Annotated in this window: 16 protein-coding genes, 1 tRNA gene and 1 pseudogene; 6 read left to right on the top strand and 12 right to left on the bottom strand. The window is 64.7% G+C overall.

Annotated elements, in window-relative coordinates; all coding sequences use genetic code 11:
- Positions 1 to 55: 55 nt before the first annotated feature.
- The 3 genes from DEI82_RS08370 to DEI82_RS16510 all read left to right on the top strand — a co-directional run bounded on the left by DEI82_RS08370 (position 56) and on the right by DEI82_RS16510 (position 3,948).
- Positions 56 to 3,106 carry a UPF0182 family protein gene (locus tag DEI82_RS08370; protein WP_181435155.1) on the top strand — a complete coding sequence of 1,017 codons (3,051 nt, stop codon included), beginning with the start codon at positions 56 to 58 and terminating at the stop codon, positions 3,104 to 3,106.
- Between the two features lie 80 nt (positions 3,107 to 3,186).
- A tRNA-Met gene (locus DEI82_RS08365) sits at positions 3,187 to 3,263 on the top strand.
- Between the two features lie 61 nt (positions 3,264 to 3,324).
- A complete protein-coding gene (locus DEI82_RS16510) occupies positions 3,325 to 3,948 on the top strand; it encodes a hypothetical protein (RefSeq protein ID WP_258372012.1) in 624 nt (207 codons plus the stop codon).
- A gap of 81 nt (positions 3,949 to 4,029) precedes the next feature.
- Here the strand turns inward: DEI82_RS16510 and DEI82_RS16670 are convergent.
- The 12 genes and pseudogenes from DEI82_RS16670 to DEI82_RS08310 all read right to left on the bottom strand — a co-directional run.
- Positions 4,030 to 5,004, bottom strand: a pseudogene (locus DEI82_RS16670) (recombinase family protein); the annotation flags it as partial.
- 50 nt (positions 5,005 to 5,054) lie between these two features.
- Positions 5,055 to 5,693, bottom strand: a complete 639-nt coding sequence (locus tag DEI82_RS08350) for an ImmA/IrrE family metallo-endopeptidase (RefSeq protein ID WP_181435154.1) — start codon at positions 5,691 to 5,693, stop codon at positions 5,055 to 5,057.
- 28 nt (positions 5,694 to 5,721) lie between these two features.
- Positions 5,722 to 6,105 (bottom strand): helix-turn-helix transcriptional regulator, encoded by a 384-nt coding sequence (locus DEI82_RS08345; RefSeq protein WP_111036481.1) that lies wholly within the window; start codon positions 6,103 to 6,105, stop codon positions 5,722 to 5,724.
- Between the two features lie 166 nt (positions 6,106 to 6,271).
- Positions 6,272 to 6,535, bottom strand: a complete 264-nt coding sequence (locus DEI82_RS08340) for a DNA-binding protein (RefSeq protein ID WP_111036480.1) — start codon at positions 6,533 to 6,535, stop codon at positions 6,272 to 6,274.
- A 130-nt stretch (positions 6,536 to 6,665) separates the two neighbouring features.
- Complete coding sequence (locus tag DEI82_RS08335) at positions 6,666 to 7,637, bottom strand: site-specific DNA-methyltransferase (protein ID WP_111036479.1); 972 nt, start codon at positions 7,635 to 7,637, stop codon at positions 6,666 to 6,668.
- Positions 7,634 to 8,356: a replication-relaxation family protein gene (locus DEI82_RS08330; protein WP_181435153.1), complete on the bottom strand. Its 723-nt coding sequence runs from the start codon at positions 8,354 to 8,356 to the stop codon at positions 7,634 to 7,636. Before DEI82_RS08330 ends, DEI82_RS08335 begins: the two co-directional genes overlap by 4 nt.
- Positions 8,357 to 8,565: 209 nt before the next feature.
- The gene (locus DEI82_RS08325) at positions 8,566 to 10,632 is read right to left on the bottom strand and encodes a type IV secretory system conjugative DNA transfer family protein (protein WP_146242870.1); all 2,067 of its coding nucleotides are present in this window, start codon (positions 10,630 to 10,632) and stop codon (positions 8,566 to 8,568) included.
- On the bottom strand, positions 10,625 to 10,810 hold the full coding sequence (locus DEI82_RS15990) for a hypothetical protein (protein ID WP_146242869.1): 186 nt from the start codon (positions 10,808 to 10,810) through the stop codon (positions 10,625 to 10,627). The genes DEI82_RS08325 and DEI82_RS15990 overlap by 8 nt, the downstream gene beginning before the upstream one ends.
- Before the next feature lie 143 nt (positions 10,811 to 10,953).
- Positions 10,954 to 11,145, bottom strand: a complete 192-nt coding sequence (locus DEI82_RS08320; RefSeq protein WP_111036476.1) for a hypothetical protein — start codon at positions 11,143 to 11,145, stop codon at positions 10,954 to 10,956.
- A gap of 3 nt (positions 11,146 to 11,148) precedes the next feature.
- On the bottom strand, positions 11,149 to 11,376 hold the full coding sequence (locus tag DEI82_RS08315; protein ID WP_146242868.1) for a hypothetical protein: 228 nt from the start codon (positions 11,374 to 11,376) through the stop codon (positions 11,149 to 11,151).
- A complete protein-coding gene (locus tag DEI82_RS16210; protein ID WP_181435152.1) occupies positions 11,373 to 11,537 on the bottom strand; it encodes a hypothetical protein in 165 nt (54 codons plus the stop codon). The genes DEI82_RS08315 and DEI82_RS16210 overlap by 4 nt, the downstream gene beginning before the upstream one ends.
- Positions 11,534 to 11,836 carry a hypothetical protein gene (locus DEI82_RS08310; RefSeq protein ID WP_111036474.1) on the bottom strand — a complete coding sequence of 101 codons (303 nt, stop codon included), beginning with the start codon at positions 11,834 to 11,836 and terminating at the stop codon, positions 11,534 to 11,536. The genes DEI82_RS16210 and DEI82_RS08310 overlap by 4 nt, the downstream gene beginning before the upstream one ends.
- Positions 11,837 to 12,065: 229 nt before the next feature.
- Between DEI82_RS08310 and DEI82_RS15985 the strand changes: the two genes are divergently transcribed.
- The 3 genes from DEI82_RS15985 (at position 12,066) to DEI82_RS15975 (ending at position 16,723) form a co-directional block, all read left to right on the top strand.
- On the top strand, positions 12,066 to 13,199 hold the full coding sequence (locus tag DEI82_RS15985; protein WP_146242867.1) for a hypothetical protein: 1,134 nt from the start codon (positions 12,066 to 12,068) through the stop codon (positions 13,197 to 13,199).
- Positions 13,200 to 13,383: 184 nt separating this feature from the next.
- Entirely contained in the window at positions 13,384 to 13,872 is a 489-nt protein-coding gene (locus DEI82_RS15980) for a hypothetical protein (protein WP_181435151.1), read from the top strand.
- Positions 13,862 to 16,723, top strand: coding sequence for a hypothetical protein (locus DEI82_RS15975; protein ID WP_146242865.1), 2,862 nt, complete (start codon positions 13,862 to 13,864; stop codon positions 16,721 to 16,723). The genes DEI82_RS15980 and DEI82_RS15975 overlap by 11 nt, the downstream gene beginning before the upstream one ends.
- Positions 16,724 to 17,037 lie beyond the last annotated feature (314 nt).

The following is a 17,037-nucleotide window of genomic DNA, read 5'->3' as shown; positions in this document are numbered from 1 at the left end:
ATCAGGGTCCCGACGGCTGCGACGCCGTCGTGTCGACACGTCTGGAGCTCACCTGGTGACGAACACATCGTCCGCTGTCCGGCGGCGCTCGCCGCGGATCCCGATCGTCGTCACGATCATCGTGCTGGCGGCGCTGGTGATCGCGTTCTTCGTCTTCGCGAGCCTGTACACCGACTACCTCTGGTTCGCGCAGCTCGGGTTCCAACGCGTCCTCACCACCCGGTGGCTCGCCGGCACCGCGATGTTCTTCGCCGGTTTCCTCGGCATGGCGGTGCCGGTGTACGTCAGCATCGCCGTCGCCTACCGGTTCCGGCCGGTCTACGCCAAGCTCAACGCCCAACTCGACCGCTACCAGCAGGTCATCGAACCGCTCCGCCGCGCCGTCATGTTCGGCGTGCCGTCGGTCCTCGGACTGTTCGCCGGCCTCGCGACCGCGCCGCGCTGGAGCCTCGTGCTCGCCTACTTCAACCGCACGCCGTTCGGCCGCGTCGACCCGCAGTTCCACCTCGACATCGCGTTCTACGTGTTCGACCTGCCGTTCTGGCGTGCGCTCGTCGCCTTCGCCTCCGCTGTCGTGCTCATCGCCGGACTCGCCGCCGTCGCCGCCAGCTACCTGTACGGCGCGCTCCGCTTCGGCAGCCGGGAGGTCCGGATCTCGCGGACCGCTCGGGTCCAGTTGGCCGTCACCGCGGCCCTGTACGTGGCCCTGCAGGCCGTCAGCCTCTGGCTCGACCAGTACGCGACCCTCTCGAAGGACAACTCGCTCATCACGGGTGCGCAGTACACCGAGGTCAACGCGACCATCCCCGGGCGCGAGATCCTCGCGGGCATCGCCGCCGTCGTCGCGCTCCTGTTCGTCGTGACAGCGGTCATCGGCCGGTGGCGGATCTCGGTCGTGGGCACCGCGCTGCTGCTCGTGTCGGCCATCGTCGTCGGCGGGATCTACCCCTGGGTCGTCCAGCGCCTGCAGGTGGCACCGAGCGAGCGCAGCTACGAGTCGGCGTTCATCCAGCGCAACATCGACGCGACCCGGTCCGCGTACGACGTCGCGGGAGTGAAGGAGCGTTCGTACGACGCCAGGACCGACACGCAGACCGGAGCGCTCGCGTCGGACGCGCAGACCACGGCGAACATCCGCATCATCGACCCGTCGATCGTGTCGGAGTCGTTCAGCCAGCTGCAGCAGTACCGCCAGTACTACAAGTTCCCCTCCACCCTCGACGTCGACCGCTACGACATCGACGGCACCTCCGAGGACACCGTGATCGCCGTGCGCGACATCGATGTGGACGGCCTCGGCTCCTCGGCGACGCAGTACAACCGCACGTTCGTGTACACACACGGGTACGGGGTCGTCGCCGCGTACGGCAACCAGCGCACGAGCGACGGCAAGCCCGTGTTCCTCGAGTCCGGCATCCCCTCGACGGGCGACCTCGGGGACTACCAGCCGCGCGTGTACTTCGGCGAGAGCTCGCCCGCGTACTCGATCGTCGGGGCGCCCAAGGGGACGAAGAAGATCGAGCTCGACTACCCCTCGGGCGCCGAGGACGCTGCGGCGAGCAACGCGACGACCACGTACCAGGCGAACGGCGGACCGAGCATCGGCAACGTGTTCAACCGTCTCGTCTACGCGGCCAAGTTCGGGTCGGAGCAGATCCTGCTGTCGAACGCGGTGAACGCGGATTCGCAGATCCTGTACGACCGCGATCCGCTCCAGCGGGTGCAGAAGGTCGCGCCGTACCTGACGCTCGACAAGGACGTCTACCCGGCGATCGTCAACCACCGGATCGTCTGGATCGTCGACGGCTACACGACGACCGACGCGTACCCGTACTCCCAGAGCGCGAGCCTGTCGGACAGCATCAACGGCACCACCTCGTCCGGGTACAACACCGACCAGGTGAACTACATCCGGAACTCGGTCAAGGCGACGGTGGACGCCTACACGGGCAAGGTCACCCTGTACTCCTGGGACGCGAAGGACCCGCTGCTGACGACGTGGAAGAAGATCTTCCCCGCGACCGTCCAACCGATGTCGTCGATGAGTGCCGAGCTGCTCGACCACGTGCGGTACCCGACCGACCTGTTCAAGGTGCAGCGGACCATCCTCGGGACCTACCACGTCACGAACGCGAACTCGTTCTACTCCGGCGACGACGCCTGGGTGACGCCGCAGGACCCGTCGTCGAGCTCGTCGAGTTCGTCCACGTCGAGGGTCACCAGCGCACTCGGCACCACCACGACGACCTCGAGCGCCGACCTGCAGGACCCGTACTACCTCACGATGAAGGTCCCGGGGGAGCAGACGGCCTACACGCTCTACTCGACCTACATCCCGCAGCAGTCGGGGTCGAACGCGCGGAACGTGCTGACGGGGTACCTGTCGGTCGACTCGGACGCCGGCGGCCGCGGCAAGGGCAAGCGCTCGAAGGCGTACGGGCGTCTGTCGCTCCTGACGATCCCGAAGACCGACAGCGTGCCCGGTCCGGGTCAGGTCCAGTCGTCGTTCAACGCGGACACCGACGTCTCCACCGAGCTGAACATCCTGAAGCGGGGTGACACGACGATCAAGCGCGGCAACCTGCTGACGCTGCCGATCGGCGGGGGGTTCCTGTACGTCCAGCCGGTGTACGTGCAGTCGACCTCGAACACGTCGTACCCACTACTGCAGAAGGTCCTCGTCGCCTTCGGGGACAAGATCGCGTTCGAGGACACCCTCAACGACGCGCTCAACTCGCTGTTCGGTGGGAACTCCGGTGCCGCGGCGGGTGACCAGGGCGCGTCGACGGGTTCGAGCGGCACCGGTTCGGGTACCAGCGGATCCAGCGGATCCGGCTCGAGCGACACGGGTTCCGACTCGGGCGCGAGCGGTTCCGGTGGATCGAGCGGCGCGGGATCGGTCAGCGCGAACGCCGCCCTCCAGCAGGCGCTCCAGGACGCGAGCCAAGCGCTCCAGGACCGTCAGCAGGCCTACGCCGACAACGACCTGGTGGCGGCGGCCGAGGCCGACAAGCGACTGCAGCAGGCGGTGCAGGACGCGCTCCAGGCCGAGTCGAACGGTGCGACCACGGGGTCGAGCAGCTCGTCGAGTTCCTCCTCCAAGTGAGCCGGATCGGGGCCGCTCGCTCGTGCGAGCGGCCCCGATTCGCGTCCTCGTCCGGGCCGTGTTAGGCTTCTGAACCGTGCCGCGGGGTGGAGCAGTTCGGTAGCTCGCTGGGCTCATAACCCAGAGGTCGTAGGTTCAAATCCTGCCCCCGCAACCAAGAAGTAATCGTTAGAACCTCGGTCCTTTACAGGGCCGAGGTTCTTTCGTTCCCAGGGGAAGTGACCACTAGGGCGCTCCACGGTCAGAAAGTCGCTCAGACGGGCGACGGACGCGTTCCGGACCGTCGTCTGGCCGGTCGTTGGGTCCACCTCTGTAGGGATCGGCGTCCACCCCTGTCCTTTCTGAAGGTCCTTGGTTCGAACGTTTCCACTGAGGACCCGTTTCCGATCGCGTGCGAGATCGAGTTCCAGCGACTCCGAGAGGAGGCGGCGGTAGGGGTCCGCGATGTCGCTCCCGACGACCTCGTCGTCCTGGATGTAGAGCCGGTCGAAGACGCTCTGGTTGAGGTCGCGGCGGTCGATCTCCGACGCGTTCGTGTAGTAGCGCTGAGCGTCGGCGAGCAGGGTGGAGAGGTGCTCGAGCTTCTCGAGCACGAGCGACTGGTCGGACGCATGCTTCTCGATGATCGCCTCGGCCCCGCCCTTGGCGGCTGCAATCCGTGCCTGTTCCTCTTTCATCCGCTCAAGCGGCACCGCATCGGCGTAGTAGGCCTGCATCAGCCGGTCGAGCTGGCCCGCGAGCTCAGCGAGTTGGCGCTCGGCGTCGTCCCGGGCACTCTGCTGACTGGGCATGAGCGTGTCGATGTGTGCGAGCACGAGCCGACGGATCTTGGCGACGCGTGACTCGGCGAGGGTCACCGTCGACCAATAGTCCTCAACGAGCTGCTCGACGATGTGCGCTTGCACGGCGCGGAAGGTGCACCCGTTTTTCTTACGCTGACGGCCGAGGCAGTAGAAGTAGTCGTAGAGGTTGCCGACGCGGTTGCGACTCTGCTCGAAGGTCAGCGGCTCGCCGCACTGCCCGCAGTACAGCGACCCCTTGAGGTAGTGCGTGTGTCGCCAGGGCTTCTCGCGGCTCTGGATACGAGCGGTGCGGACTTGTTGTGCCCGGGCGAAGAGCGCCTCGCTGATGAGCGCCGGGTGGTTGCCCGGGTACTCGACGCCCTCGAACTTGACGATGCCGACGTAGTAGCGGTTCTTGAGGATAACGTTGACCTGCGAGCTGGAGATCGGCGCGCGCGGCCGACTCGGTCGCGGCAGGGTCGTGACGCCGAACTTGTTCAGTTCGTCGCGGATGAGGCTCGCGGTCCAGTCACCTTCGGCGTAACGCTCGAAGATCCAGGGGACCCATTGAGCGCGCTCGGCATCGACCTCGACGGTGCGCACATCGCGGCCCTCCGGCGACCTGATGTGGGTGTTGATGTAGCCGAAGGGAGCGGCGTTCACGGTGCCGCCGCCCTTCGCCTTCTGCAGCATGCCCTTGCGGGACTCGGTGGCGAGGTTGCGGCTGTAGAACTCGGCGATCGAACTCATGATGCCGTGCAGCAGCATGCCGCTCGGCGTCTCGTCGATGTTCTCGGTGCAGCTCACGAGCTGCGCACCTGCCTTGCTCAGGGCGAGGTTGATCTCGACGTCGTCGGCGCGGTTGCGGGCGAGCCGGTCGACCTTGTGCACGATGACCGTGCTCACGCGGTGTGTGTCGACGTAGGCGAGCATGCGCTTGAGTTCGGGCCGGTTAGCGGAGCGGGCACTCTCGCCGGCGTCGACGAACTCGTCGACGAGCTGCACGCCGAGCGCCTCGGCTTTGCGCATGCAGGCTTCACGTTGAGCGGGGATCGAGAAGCCTTCGGCCTCGCCGCCGCGGGCAGCCTGATCCTTCGTACTCACGCGCAGGTACATCACCGCCAGCGGTTTGCTGACGAAGGGTGAAGCAGTGGCCGGTGACGGGTTCATGAGCAGCTCCTCGGGGTTTCGACGATACGGAAGTGTTGGGGGCCATCCAGCGGAGATGAGATCGGGCGCGCACAGCGAGCGGTCGGGAGTCCGTCCGTGCTGTTGAGCTTCGTCTGTGCGAGCCGGACGACGATGGCGTCAACGCTGACGCCGAAGTGGTGGGCGAGATCAGTGACGCGTTGCACCCCAGCGCCCCAGAGTGCCTTCAGGTCGCGCTTCGGAACGAGGGCGCAGCCCGCGAAATAGTCGGCGGCGCGCTCGGCCTGCAGGGCGGCGCTTGCCCGCAGTGTGGTGCGGTAGAGCTGGGCGGCTCGGCCGTGGTCGACGATGTGCTTGAACTCGTGCAGCAGGGTGAAGCGCTGACGAGCGCGGCTGTCGTGCGCGTTGATGACGATGAGCCAGGTCGCGCCGGTCCAGTGGCTCATGCCGGAGACGCTGAGTGGTTCGTGGACGACCTGTATGCGGGGGATGCTGCCGATGCTGACCTCGTGCAGCTCGTTGCAGCCGGAGAGGGTGGCGACGAGGTGCGCCGCCTGTAGTTCCGCGATCCGGAGGGCTTCGTCGAAGGTCAGGTTGCCCCGCGCCGGGGTGAGCGAGCGGAGGCGACCGAGAAGTGATGATGATGGTGAATTCATGGGGGCGCCTCCTTTCGTGTGGGGCTGATTAGTGTTCGTCTTCGCCGTTGAGCGGGCCATCGGGGTCGAATCCGTACTTGTCGGCAATCGTGCGGAACGAGGCCTCAAGCTCGGCTTGCGCCGCGGCGGGCATGTCGGCGAACTTGCTTCGGAGGTAGGGGGTGAACGCCGGCAGGTCGCTCGGGCGTGTATAGCCCGCGAGGGCGTAGAGGTCGGCCAGGTCGAGATCGAGCGTCTCGGCGATGGCGCTGAGGACAGCGGGCTTCGGTGAGCTGATGCTGCCGGCTTCGAGACGCACAATGCCCGACTGGTCGAGGCCGACCTTCTCACTGAGCCCTCTGGTCGAGATGCCTCGCTGCTGACGGGCCTCGCGGATAACACCCGCAAGGGTTGGTGTGGAATTAGACTGCATAGTAGATAACGTGCTCCTTATTCTTTGATCGATCACTTTCTATTCTATTCCGGTCGATGCGGAAATACATCGAATTAGGACAATTTCACAACAGAATCGGAAAGTGGAAAAGGGAGCGAGGATCAGCGGTTGGAGCCGCTGATCCTCGCCGGTAGGGCGAACCGCTCTAGCCCTTGCTACTGCGCCGCGTCGGGGTGGGCCCGGCGCTCAGCAGAGCCTCGATGGCGCTGCGCTGCTCGGCCGCCTCACGCTCGATCTCGACCGTCAGGGCCTGGGCCTTAACGGCGATGTCGGGCTGTGCCGCGAGCGTGCTCAGGTACTCGTCGATGGCGGCGCGGATCGTGTCCGTCACCGACAGGCCGCTGAGCTTCGACAGGATGCTCAGGCGAGCGTGCGTCTCCTCTTCCAAGCGAATGGCGAGGGTCTTCATCTGGGTTCGTCTCCTCTCTGAGGGTGCTTCTGCTGGCGCTACCAGCCCACCTCCTCGGGGTGGTGCGGGGGCCGAGCGTCCGGCTGGATGCTCCATGAGGCCACCGCAGGCTCCCGAGGAAGTCATTGGCTTAGGCGGCGTCGAGGCGGTCGAGCGCGAGCTGGCGGAAGGCTGGGTTGAGCTCGATGCCGAGATAGTCACGGCCGAGGCGGCGCGCGACGAGGGCGGTCGTACCGGCGCCCATGAATGGGTCGAGGACGAGGCCCGGCTCACGGGGCGCGTCGTGGTCGCAGGTGGGCAGCGGCTCCCCGACGGTTGTCCGGCTCGGGGGAGCCCGCCAAGGGCGGTGACAGCGTGTGCAGCGCCACCGTGGGCAGCCGGCCCGCAGCATCCGCTCCACGAGCGCCTCGGGGAAGGTCGCGAAGTGCTCGCCGCGGAAGTTGCTGACGGCGAGACTCCAGACGTCGCCGGGGTTCTTGCCGAGCGGGTGCCCGATCAGCCCCCGACTCTTGAGGAGGGCGAGGCCCTTTCCGCCGTCCGAGTTCGGGCCGAGCCAAGCCGGGGTTGACTCGCTCGGCGCCGGGGTCTCGCGAGGCTTCGGCGGGCGTGAGGTGTGCGGTTCGCGGATCTCATTGAGGGCGAAGAAGTAGCGCGGAGAGCGCGTGAGGAGGTAGATCATCTCGTGCTTCGTCGCGAGCCGGTCACGCACGCTCGTCGGCACGGTGTTCGTCTTCGCCCAGATGATCTTGTTGCGGATCGTCCAGCCGCTCGTGAGGAGTGCGAGTGCCAGTCGCTCGGGACCGAGCAGCAGGCTCTTGCGGGGCCCACCGTCGGCTGGCTTCGTGCTGTAGGTGTCGCCGAGGTTGAGCCAGAGCGTGCCCGTCGGGACGAGGACCCGGGCACACTGAGCGAGGACGGCACGGAGGTCGCTCACCCAGCCATCGACGCTCGTCTCAAGCCCGAGCTGACCGGCGACGCCATAGTCACGGAGGCGGAAGTAGGGCGGGCTCGTGATGATCTGATCGATCGACTCATCGGGCAGATGCGCGAGCGTCGTCAGGGCGTCCCCTTCGAGGATCGTGTTGCGGGGGAGGGCGTTCATGCGGTCGCCTCGACGAGGGCGCCGGTGAGCGCGTTCACCGTCACGATGACGAAGAGGCCGGGCGTCAGGCGAGGCGCCCGGCGCACGGCGTCACGCAGACGCGCGGCACGCGTCGAATCGGTGAGAATCCACCAGACGAGCGGGAAGCTCCCGTGGGCCTCCTGTTCAGCACCGGTCGCGCGGTACGCCTCGTACACGTCGCACTTGCGCAGCAGGGTCGGTAGGCTCTCCGTCCCGAGGTCGACCTCGAGGAACCACCGCTCCTCGTACGCGGGTGTCTCGATGAGCGCAGCGAGGTCGGGCTCAAGCGTCCGGCGCTCCCCGCCGGGGCCGAGGAAGGTCCGCCATGACTCAGGTTCCACCGCAACCCTGACCCGCCGGGTCTCGGTTGCGAGCGAGCGGAGCACGACGTGCACGTCTCCGACCGCGAGGCAGTGGCGCAGAAAGCGCGGCGATGGTGCGATCCGGCGGAAGTTCAGGCCGTCCGATCGGAGCAGCCGGGCGCTGGCGCTCGTGAGTTGCCAGACGTTGGCGCTGCTACCAGCACGAACCCCGCCGACGCGACGCTCGAGACTCGCGAGGAGCCCGGAGCGCCCGAGCCGGGCGAGGACCCGCCGCGCGGTGCGGGCGGCCGAGTCCTCGCTCGTGTGCCCCGTGAAGACGAGCGCTTCGAGCTGCCGCGTCGTGAGGTAGCGGTGGGCGGCGACGTGTTCGAGCACCTGACGATCGCGCTCGGGAAGGTGGGACTCAAGCCACTGAAGCCGCTCGGCGCTGACACGCCGTCTCGCTTGCTCCGCAGCCGAAGGATGCGGAGTATTCGTCCCCCTTCTCGTTAGCAATACGGCGCTGACCTGCGACTTTTCGAGATCAGTCTCTGAGCCGAGCGGAAGCCCGACCGGAAGGCCTGCGCCAGGGACGTAGCGGTCGCTCATGAGGCACCGCCGGGCTGCTTCGGTGTGCGGCCGATGCGCTCGCTCCGGGTCTTAGGCGGGTCAATGAAGCCGCCGAGTTCGCTGTCCGTGTCACTGGCAGGGACACCGTAGCGCTCGCGGGAGCGGTCGCGGACGGCGGCGGGATCGGTCGTGGGCGGCATGAGTGGCGTCGTCGTGAGCGACACCCACGGAGCCGGCGTCCCGCGGCTGAGGAGGGCGGCGTAGGCGTGATGGGCGGGCAGGGACTCAAGGTCGATCGCCTCGACGTGGCCGCGGCTCATGCGGGCGAGGTCGCGGGCGTCGCCGGACTCGACGCCGAACATCACGCGCGAGCGCGCGTTCGCCAGCACCGCGTCGCGCATCGGCTTCGGGAGTTGCCCGAGGTGCTGATGAGCGAGCGTCAGCCCGACGCCGAAGCCGCGCGCCTGGGCGAGGGCGTCCCCGATGTCGGCGAGACGGAGGTAGTCCTGGACCTCGTCGATGTAGAGGCTGGCGTGGGATCGCTGCTCGCCGCGCGCCGTGATCGTGTCCCAGAGCAGTGAGACGACGAGCGAGCCGAGGAGCTGCGCCGCCTCCGGGCCGAGCTGGCCCTTCGCGAGGCTGACGAGCAGGATGCGCCGCTTGGTGAAGACGTCGGCGAGTTCGAAGCGCGGGTGCCGCTGGCCGAGCGTGTGGCGCATGCCCGGTCGCAGCAGGATCGGACGGAGCTTGTTCATGACGGGCGCGATGGCGTGCTGACGCTCGCCGTCCGAGAGCGCCTCGTACCACCCCCAGAAGGAACCGAGGCCGAGGGGATCGTCCTTCACGACCTGGCTCGTCACGGAGCGGCGGAAGCCAGGGTTTGTGAGCAGCGTCGGCAGCAGTACGAGCGAGGCGTCGCCGCGCCGGGCGAGCGTGAGGACGCCCGCGTGGATGATGTCGTGGCTGCGAGGCCCCCAGGCGTCCTCGTAGAGCGAGTGGAAGGTCGCGAGCAGCACGTCGGCCGTCCGGTCCGGGTCACCCTGCAGGCTTGCGAGCCCGACGGGCGCCGGGTCCCTGGGATCGAGGACCACGACGTCGTCACGGCGTTCGGTCGGGATGCGGGCGAGCAGCGTCTCGACGAGGTCACCCTTTGGATCGATCAGGCAGAGCCCTCGGTCCGCCTCCATGTCCTGCAGCGCGAGCCGCGCGAGCAGGGTCGACTTCCCGACTCCTGTAGGGCCCAGGACGTGCAGGTGGCGAAGGGCGTCTTCGAAACGGAGCGCGATCGGGCGCTCACTCTCCGCGGCCGTCTCGAGTCCGAGGACGAGCCCCCGGCGCGCGATTTCGGCCGTGGCGGCGAGGATGACCGGGTGCGGGGATGGCACCCCGGGCAGCCGCTCGGCGATGGGCCAGGCGGTGAGGGGGACGAGTTCCCGCGGTGAGAGCTGCGAGCGCCAGAACCACGGCAGTCGCACGGCCGCGAAGGCCTCGGGGCTCGAACGATGGACGCCGAAGCGCACTTCGGGCACCTCGAGCAGACGCAGCCCCGTGAGGACACCGTTGACCAGGGAGCGCACGCGGTCGGGGGAGCCAGCGACGGCCGCGACTCGCAGGTCGGTCGCGAACCGGGGCTCGCGAGCCTTCTCGACCTCGAGGCGGTCGCGGGGGCCGCGCCCCACGGGAACAGTGCGCCGGGTGCGGGCGCCGACGGTGAACTGCAGGATGACGCGTTCGCCCCTTCCTGCTCGCGCGAGCCCCGCGAGCAGTGTCCGCACGACCGGCTCGGCGTTAGTGGGGAGTAGAGGACGGGATCCACTGCCTATGAAGCCGGCGCGGACGACGGTGTCGGTCTCGACGTCGGTCCGGGCTGCCCTCGTAAGGCGAACCCCGGGCAGGTGAGCGCGCAGCAAGTCGCGCAGGCGACCGGTGTCACGTGCGTCTGCACCGAGCCGCCAGTGCACCGTGCGATCCGTGCCCTCGGCTTCGAGGGTGACGAACGGCTGGCCGGGGAGGGCATGAAGGGCGGTAAAGACCGCCTCGACGGCGTCCGGCGCGAGCGGGGCGCGCAGCGCGAGGCCGTGCCAGATGAGCGTCCTAGTCACGGGGCGGCTCCTCTCGCTGGCGCTCGGCCTCGGCTTCCTTTTCGGCCTGGGCGATCGCGAGCGCGGCGAGCGAGCGCGCGATGCGGTTGAGGTCCGGTTCGCGCCGGAGCGTGCCGCGAACCGACAGCCGACGCGGCGACGCGGTGCGCTTTGAGGGAGTGCGTTTTTTGTTGGACATGAGTTACCTCCTTTCAGTGACGGGGTGAATAGGGTGAGCGATGCGAATAGGCATCAGTCGTCCTTTACTATGCGATGCGCGATTGCATCGGTCAATGAGATTTGCGTATTCCACAACACCGAGCGGAAGAAGTACGCGGAGGGCTACCAGCGCCGAAACCGTGCCCACAGAAAGAACACGAGCCCGGCGAGCAGGGCGAGCGCGGCGAGGCAGATGAGGAGCTGCCACCAAATCGCTTCGATGATGCGCACCGTGAGGTAGAGCGCGATCGCGCTCGCGAGGATGGCCGCGAAGCAGACGTAGAGCTTGATGAAGAGCTTGTCGAAGTCGAACATGAGCTAGTCCAGGAGGTTGCGCCAGGACTGGTGAGCGGCGTCGTTCATCGCACGCCGCGCGGACCGGTACTCCTGGTCGAGGCTCCGCTCCATCAGCCGCTGCTGACGAGCCACGCGCTCGGCCGGCGTGGGGCCGGCCGCCGCGGCGATCAGTCCGAAGACGATCACCGCGACCACCAGCCCGGCGACGATGGCGAGTGCCACCGCGACCACCGTGATGAGTGCCGTCACCACAGCCAGCCCTTTGCAACGCTGAGCTCGGCGCGCAGCGCCGCGTCCTCACCCGCGAGCGCGTCCGCGTACTCGTCGAGCTGCGCGTTCATCGCTCTGGCCTGCAGTGCGAAGTCCACGAGCAGGGACGCGCGGTCCGCCTCGGACAGCGACTCGTTCACAGCCGGAATCCGTCGAAGTCGTGCTGCCGCCGTTCGGCGGAGGCGACGTAGCCGGCGACGAAGCGATTCATGACTCCTGCGAGCAGCGGGTCATCACCGGCGAGGGTCTGCCCGTACTTGTAGAGGTCGACGGTCTGCTCCATCGCCCTGCTCACGAGGGCAGCGGCCGCATCGCCCTTCAGGGCGTTCTCCCTTGCCTGGAAGACGATCGCCTCAAGTGCCCGCTTGTGCTGCTTCTCCTCCCGGGTGGCAAGGAGCGATGCGGAACGGTTGCTCCGCAACAGATCGATCTCGTTCATCAGATCTCCATTGAGCGAGACGAACGCCCGCAGTAGATAACCGCGTCAGAAGCGTCAGTCTCGACCTGCTTCAAGCCTGAGTGCGGGAGCGGTGCAGGAACCAGATGGCTGACCCCGAGCTAGGGCGTTGCTAACCTCTCGCTAACCGAAACGAGGTCACTTTCCGCCCGTTCCCATTGCACGTGATGAAGTATATATCTATAATGTAAAATACGAAGGAGGGTGACGCTTGGCAGGATCGCTTGCAGACCAGTTGAAACGTGCGACGCGGTACGGACTACACGGTTCGAACGCGATCCGGAATGCTGGCATTACTCTCACTGACGCGCAGGGCAAGGAGTTTGTCCTGCGGGCTGTCGACCTCGAGCAAATCGTCATGAGCCGCGAATTGAATGATTCCGCGGACTACGATCTTCTCATTGACAAGCTCATACATGGTCAAATGCGCACGGAGCTGAACACCCGTCAGCTCTTGCGTCTACGTGCAATGTTGCTTCTCGGCATCGGCCGCGCGGCCGACTGGGCTCAAGACACGAACCTCCGCAAGGCTGCCGTCGCCCGCACCTATCCACGCCCGTCTGGAAACGGCGGCTTCGAAACCCTCACCGACACGATGCGCGACCAGTTGCTGGATCAGGTCGCGACATTCGTACAAGGACAGCTCAGAATTCTGACCCTCGCCGCAACATCGTTGCCGACTCGTGCTGAGCAGCCCCCCGAGATCGGTCCCGAGGACGACCCGTATGTAACTGCGTTTTATGAGGGCCGACGTACCGAACCCGAGCGGGGTGGCCAACTTCGCAATTCACATCGCCGAACCATTCGCGCGCTTGTGGACGGCGTAAGTGAGTTCAGGCAGAACATGACGTTTGCCTGGGCAGGAGCACCCAATCCAAGCCATCAGATCGTCGGTCCCGGTAACATGTCCATCGAGCACATGCGCGAGCGACCTACTGATGGTCACCCTGGGTGGATCTACGAACTTGTAATCAGGTTTCCGCCCTTATCTGCGGGCGAGACACGAGAGCTGGCTTGGGACGTCATTACGGACACTGAAGACGATTACTTCATTGACAACGACCACAAGCTGAAGGTATTTGGTATTGCGCCACGGGGCGTATTCGAACGCGCTCGCGTGATCGTGCAATTCCCGAAGTCACGCCTGCCGGAAGCGACCTGGATGCTTAACGGTATCGCACGTGACTACGACGGCGCGGAGCATGCTGGCACGCCGAGCCCGGAGCTGCGCAACCTGATGCTCATAGGCGAATGGGAAGCCCTGCGTACCGGACGGCTCTACGGCTTCCGGTGGCAGTGGGCCGCGAGCCACTCCGCACAAAAATCCGTCGACGTGCATGACTGACCGCTCGGCAGCGTCAGGATCCCAGGGGCGTAACCGTCGAGATCGTGTCGATGAGGCCCTGTTTGAGACCCACCGCGAACTCGCGGAGATGTATCGGTCAGCGCTCGACCTCTTGAGCGATGGGTCCGGTACCTTTCCCCCCCGCGTGAGAGCATCGTTCATCTGCCACGCTATGCGCGAACTAATGACCAAGACAGTTGGCCTCTTGGCGAAATCGGCCAGCCCGCCGATCAGCCCATCGATCGCCGAGCAGATGAAAGTGCTGCCGAGATTAGCTGCAGAATACAGCGATATGGATTTGATGCAAGACGCAGAACGGATACTTATTCCAGGCAAGGTGGCGGCAGCGCTGGCTACCCTGATCAAGGCTGCGGTGCAGGATGAAAACCGGAATCGTGATGGTGTTGCCTCAATGCTGACCGACGATGCAAATCGGAGCCATTACGCGGTGTCTCGGTGGATTCAAGCGAATAACTTCTTCGTCAAGTGGGCGCATATCCATGTGAAGCTAGATGTGCACGAGTCAGTCCCGACGGACATAGAGATCGCCAATCATATCGAGATTTTTGAAGAACTAATGGACGGTGTCGCGACGGCGTTCTTCGACCGGAGGCGGACCGTGCAGAACCTCCTCGCTGACATCAACGCGACTGACGAGGTAGATGATGCGTAACTATAAGGCACCGACGCCGGCCGATGTCGAGCATGCGCTGTTACAGATCCCTACTTATCAGCTACGACGGGTGTTCTTTGAGGGCTTGGAGAACCCCCTCTGGGTCGAACCACTGCAACGGGCCGGTGCCTTCTCAAATCCCCCTGAGCCAGAGACGACGGAGGATGGGTATATCCGGGACACGTTCTGGCCCGAGGTGACGTACTTACAGAAAGTCGCTGAAGAGGCTCCGGTCGAGGTAGTCAACGTCCTGCTATCTCTGTCGAGTAGCCGCAATGCTTGGTTGAGGAGGGCGGTATTTGAAATCGGGGCGAGGTTGCCAGTGGCAGAAGCAGTGCGCCTCGTACCGATGTTGAAAGAGTGGGCGAAGGACGACAACTTCGGTTGGCGAACCGACCCCAGATCACTCGTAACGTTCGCGACCATTCTTCTCGAGGGAGGCGCTAGGAAACAAGGTCAATGGCTCGCAAACGTTCTCTTTGCGCCGCGCTCCGCGGAGAACGAGAGGCGCGGTGCACTCTTCGAGCTGAAGGATTACTGGTATGAGATCGAGTTACCGCGGATCGTAAGTGCGCTGGGGGAGAAGGCGCTGCCCATGTTGGTGGGCTGGCTTGTGCGGTACATCGAGCTGTCGCCCTTCTTCTCGGTTGACGACTTTAGTGCTGTAGAGAGGAATTCCATCGAACGGGTGTCCGAGGGCGAGCACTTCGATCCGAAGCATGCGCTCATCGACGCCGTACGGGACGCCGCCTTAGCTCGCGTCGCTTCCGATCCTGTCGGGACGACCCGCTCTTTATTAGCTGGCCGCCGTCAGCTCCTTTACAAGATCGCACTCTACGTGGTTGCCGAGGGGCTACGCCGTGCTTCCGATGCGGGCATCGTCAACAGTGCACTGGGTGAAGTCTCTGTGACGCTTCTGTCGGCGCCGGACTCGTACGATGAGAACCTGCGCGCGGAGTACGCCCAACTAGCGCGATCAGCTCATGCAATGGGTGTCCATTTCGAGGATGAATTGGATTCCTTCATCGCGGCGGGATTCGCCGAGGATATTCGGTGGCTGACCGAGCGCTTGGCGCGAGAAGATAGAAGCGAAGAAGAGTTCGGGCGGGAAGTGAACAGGCATGCTGAACGCAACAAGCATAGATGGCTCGCCGCCATTGGGGCGGACGCCCTATCGGAGGACTTGAAGACTGAACTGGAATTGTTGAACGTTAGCTTTGGTATCGTTGACGATCCGCTTGACCCTCCGCACAAAGTCACATCCTGGACCGGTCCGAACGCTTTTAGTTCGCAGGAACGGATGGCGGAGATGTCGGCTGAAGAGCTCGTGAGCTATTTATCGGCTCTTCGTATAACTGGGGACGGTTGGGGTCCGGAGCCGTCCCATGAGGGGCAGGGGCGTGAACTTAGCGCTCTCCTAACAACGAAGCCTCTCGCGGTGTCTGGCGTTGATGATGTCGTTGCCGTCCTACGCCCTACCTATTTGCGCGCCATCCTGCAGGGATGGAGTGCAGCCTACAAGGCGGACCTAGTGCTCGATTGGGATCAGGTCCTCCAAGTACTGGCAGCGGTTTTGGGCGACTCAGCGCAGCCAGAGTTTGAGGCGGAAGGGCGCAATCATGACGACGACCCGGACCTGCGGTATGCGAAGAAGGCAGCGATCGATCTGATTGAGAATTTGTTGCAGACGGGTTCGGTCGGTCGTGTTCCTGAACGCATCGTGTCATCAGTTGCGGAATTGTTACTATCCGACCCTGGAAACGCTGAGGCGTGGGAGGAATACGAAGCCTACGATCACGGTGCAAACTGGGACCCTCTAAACGCAGCACTTAACTGGAGCTGGCCAAAGCGCGTGCGTGCCCTGCTGATTCTGGCTATCCGAGAGGACAGCAATCCCTGGCAGGATAGGGCGCTCGAAAAGGTCGAGGTTGAACTCGACCGGAACGACAAACATGGCGCCGCATGGTCGGTGATTGGGGAGTTCCTTGGTCGCCTTATGACAACTTGCGCCAGCTGGATCGACGAACGATGGGATCGGATTGTGGGTTCCGATTCAGGTTCAACTGTTGCTCAGCAGGTCGTTGTGACGACAGCTATCACCATGCATCGGTACAACCGGCCAATGTACGAACGGATGGAGGACGCGCTGATCGGCGCGCTGCGTGCTGGGGAGTCGTTGAAATCCGGATGGCGCACGACGGACGACGCACGAGCGAGAATTGGTGAATGGGTTATAGAGGCCTTCGTCTACGGCCATATCGATGAAGATGACAGGCTCTTCGTAGAGTTTTTTGAGGCGAGTCCTGCTGAGTTGCGTGGCAAATCTCTCAGTAACATTGCCTGGTCTTTCTCTCGATCAAAGTCTGTGGGCGCCGAGATCAGGGACAGGTTCGAGTCGCTCTGGGATCGTCGCATCCTTCATGTGCAGCACGCGCCCGATGACCGCGCTGAGCTAGTCGGTTTCTTTTGGCTTGCAAAGAGTGTGTACCATCCGGTTTCCTGGTGGCTGCCGCGACTACTTCAGGCGCTGGAGCTAGAGCCGAGCATTGCGACGGAGCGCTATATGATTGGCAAAGAGATCGCCAGGGCTGCGCTCGAAGATCCCGAGAGAAGCTTCCAAGTGACGAAGCGACTTCTTGAGCAGAGTCCCAGTGGGATGGTTGAGCATGACCTCGGTCGAAACGCCGTTCCTACGGTAATCGCTCGGGCTCTGGACTCCGGGAATTCCCGTCTTGAAGCGGACGCTCGCGACTTCATGAATAAGTTGGGAGCGGACGGATATCACACGCTCGAGAGCGAAGTGCATGCGGTCCTGGATGGCCGAATCACCATCAACGATGTCGATGACTAGTGCGCTTTCGACCCTACATTGCAGTTCGCGAGATGCAGTGACCTGAACGGCGAACCGCAGACTCTAGCGGCGAGCTTCCCGTGGCGTGCAGCTTCGCTGCTTGCCGCAGCCGCACCGCGTGATGCACCTCGACGTACTGAACTCGATCGTCTGGGAAGCTCAGCTCCGCTAGCAAGCACCGATCGGACACATGCCATCAGGGCACAAGGTGGTCCACGGCCTGGCTCGCCCTGAACCGAACATGGAGAAGCTCGCTCGGTCCATCTTCAATCGCATCATGCGTGAGATCGAAGACAAGCAGGACGCTGCCTAGC

The organism is Curtobacterium sp. MCBD17_019 (assembly GCF_003234555.1).
Taxonomy (GTDB): Bacteria; Actinomycetota; Actinomycetes; order Actinomycetales; family Microbacteriaceae; genus Curtobacterium.
This window is presented reverse-complemented; position numbering and strand designations above follow the sequence as displayed.

Excerpts from the sequence above, each read along its gene's own strand:
- DEI82_RS08350 (WP_181435154.1), bottom strand. The coding sequence starts at position 5,693 with ATGAATTCACCATCATCATCACTTCTCGGTCGCCTCCGCTCGCTCACC.
- DEI82_RS08345 (WP_111036481.1), bottom strand. The coding sequence starts at position 6,105 with ATGCAGTCTAATTCCACACCAACCCTTGCGGGTGTTATCCGCGAGGCC.
- DEI82_RS08340 (WP_111036480.1), bottom strand. The coding sequence starts at position 6,535 with ATGAAGACCCTCGCCATTCGCTTGGAAGAGGAGACGCACGCTCGCCTG.
- DEI82_RS08335 (WP_111036479.1), bottom strand. The coding sequence starts at position 7,637 with ATGAACGCCCTCCCCCGCAACACGATCCTCGAAGGGGACGCCCTGACG.
- DEI82_RS15990 (WP_146242869.1), bottom strand. The coding sequence starts at position 10,810 with ATGTCCAACAAAAAACGCACTCCCTCAAAGCGCACCGCGTCGCCGCGT.
- DEI82_RS08320 (WP_111036476.1), bottom strand. The coding sequence starts at position 11,145 with ATGTTCGACTTCGACAAGCTCTTCATCAAGCTCTACGTCTGCTTCGCG.
- DEI82_RS08310 (WP_111036474.1), bottom strand. The coding sequence starts at position 11,836 with ATGAACGAGATCGATCTGTTGCGGAGCAACCGTTCCGCATCGCTCCTT.
- DEI82_RS15980 (WP_181435151.1), top strand. The coding sequence starts at position 13,384 with ATGACCAAGACAGTTGGCCTCTTGGCGAAATCGGCCAGCCCGCCGATC.
- DEI82_RS15975 (WP_146242865.1), top strand. The coding sequence starts at position 13,862 with ATGATGCGTAACTATAAGGCACCGACGCCGGCCGATGTCGAGCATGCG.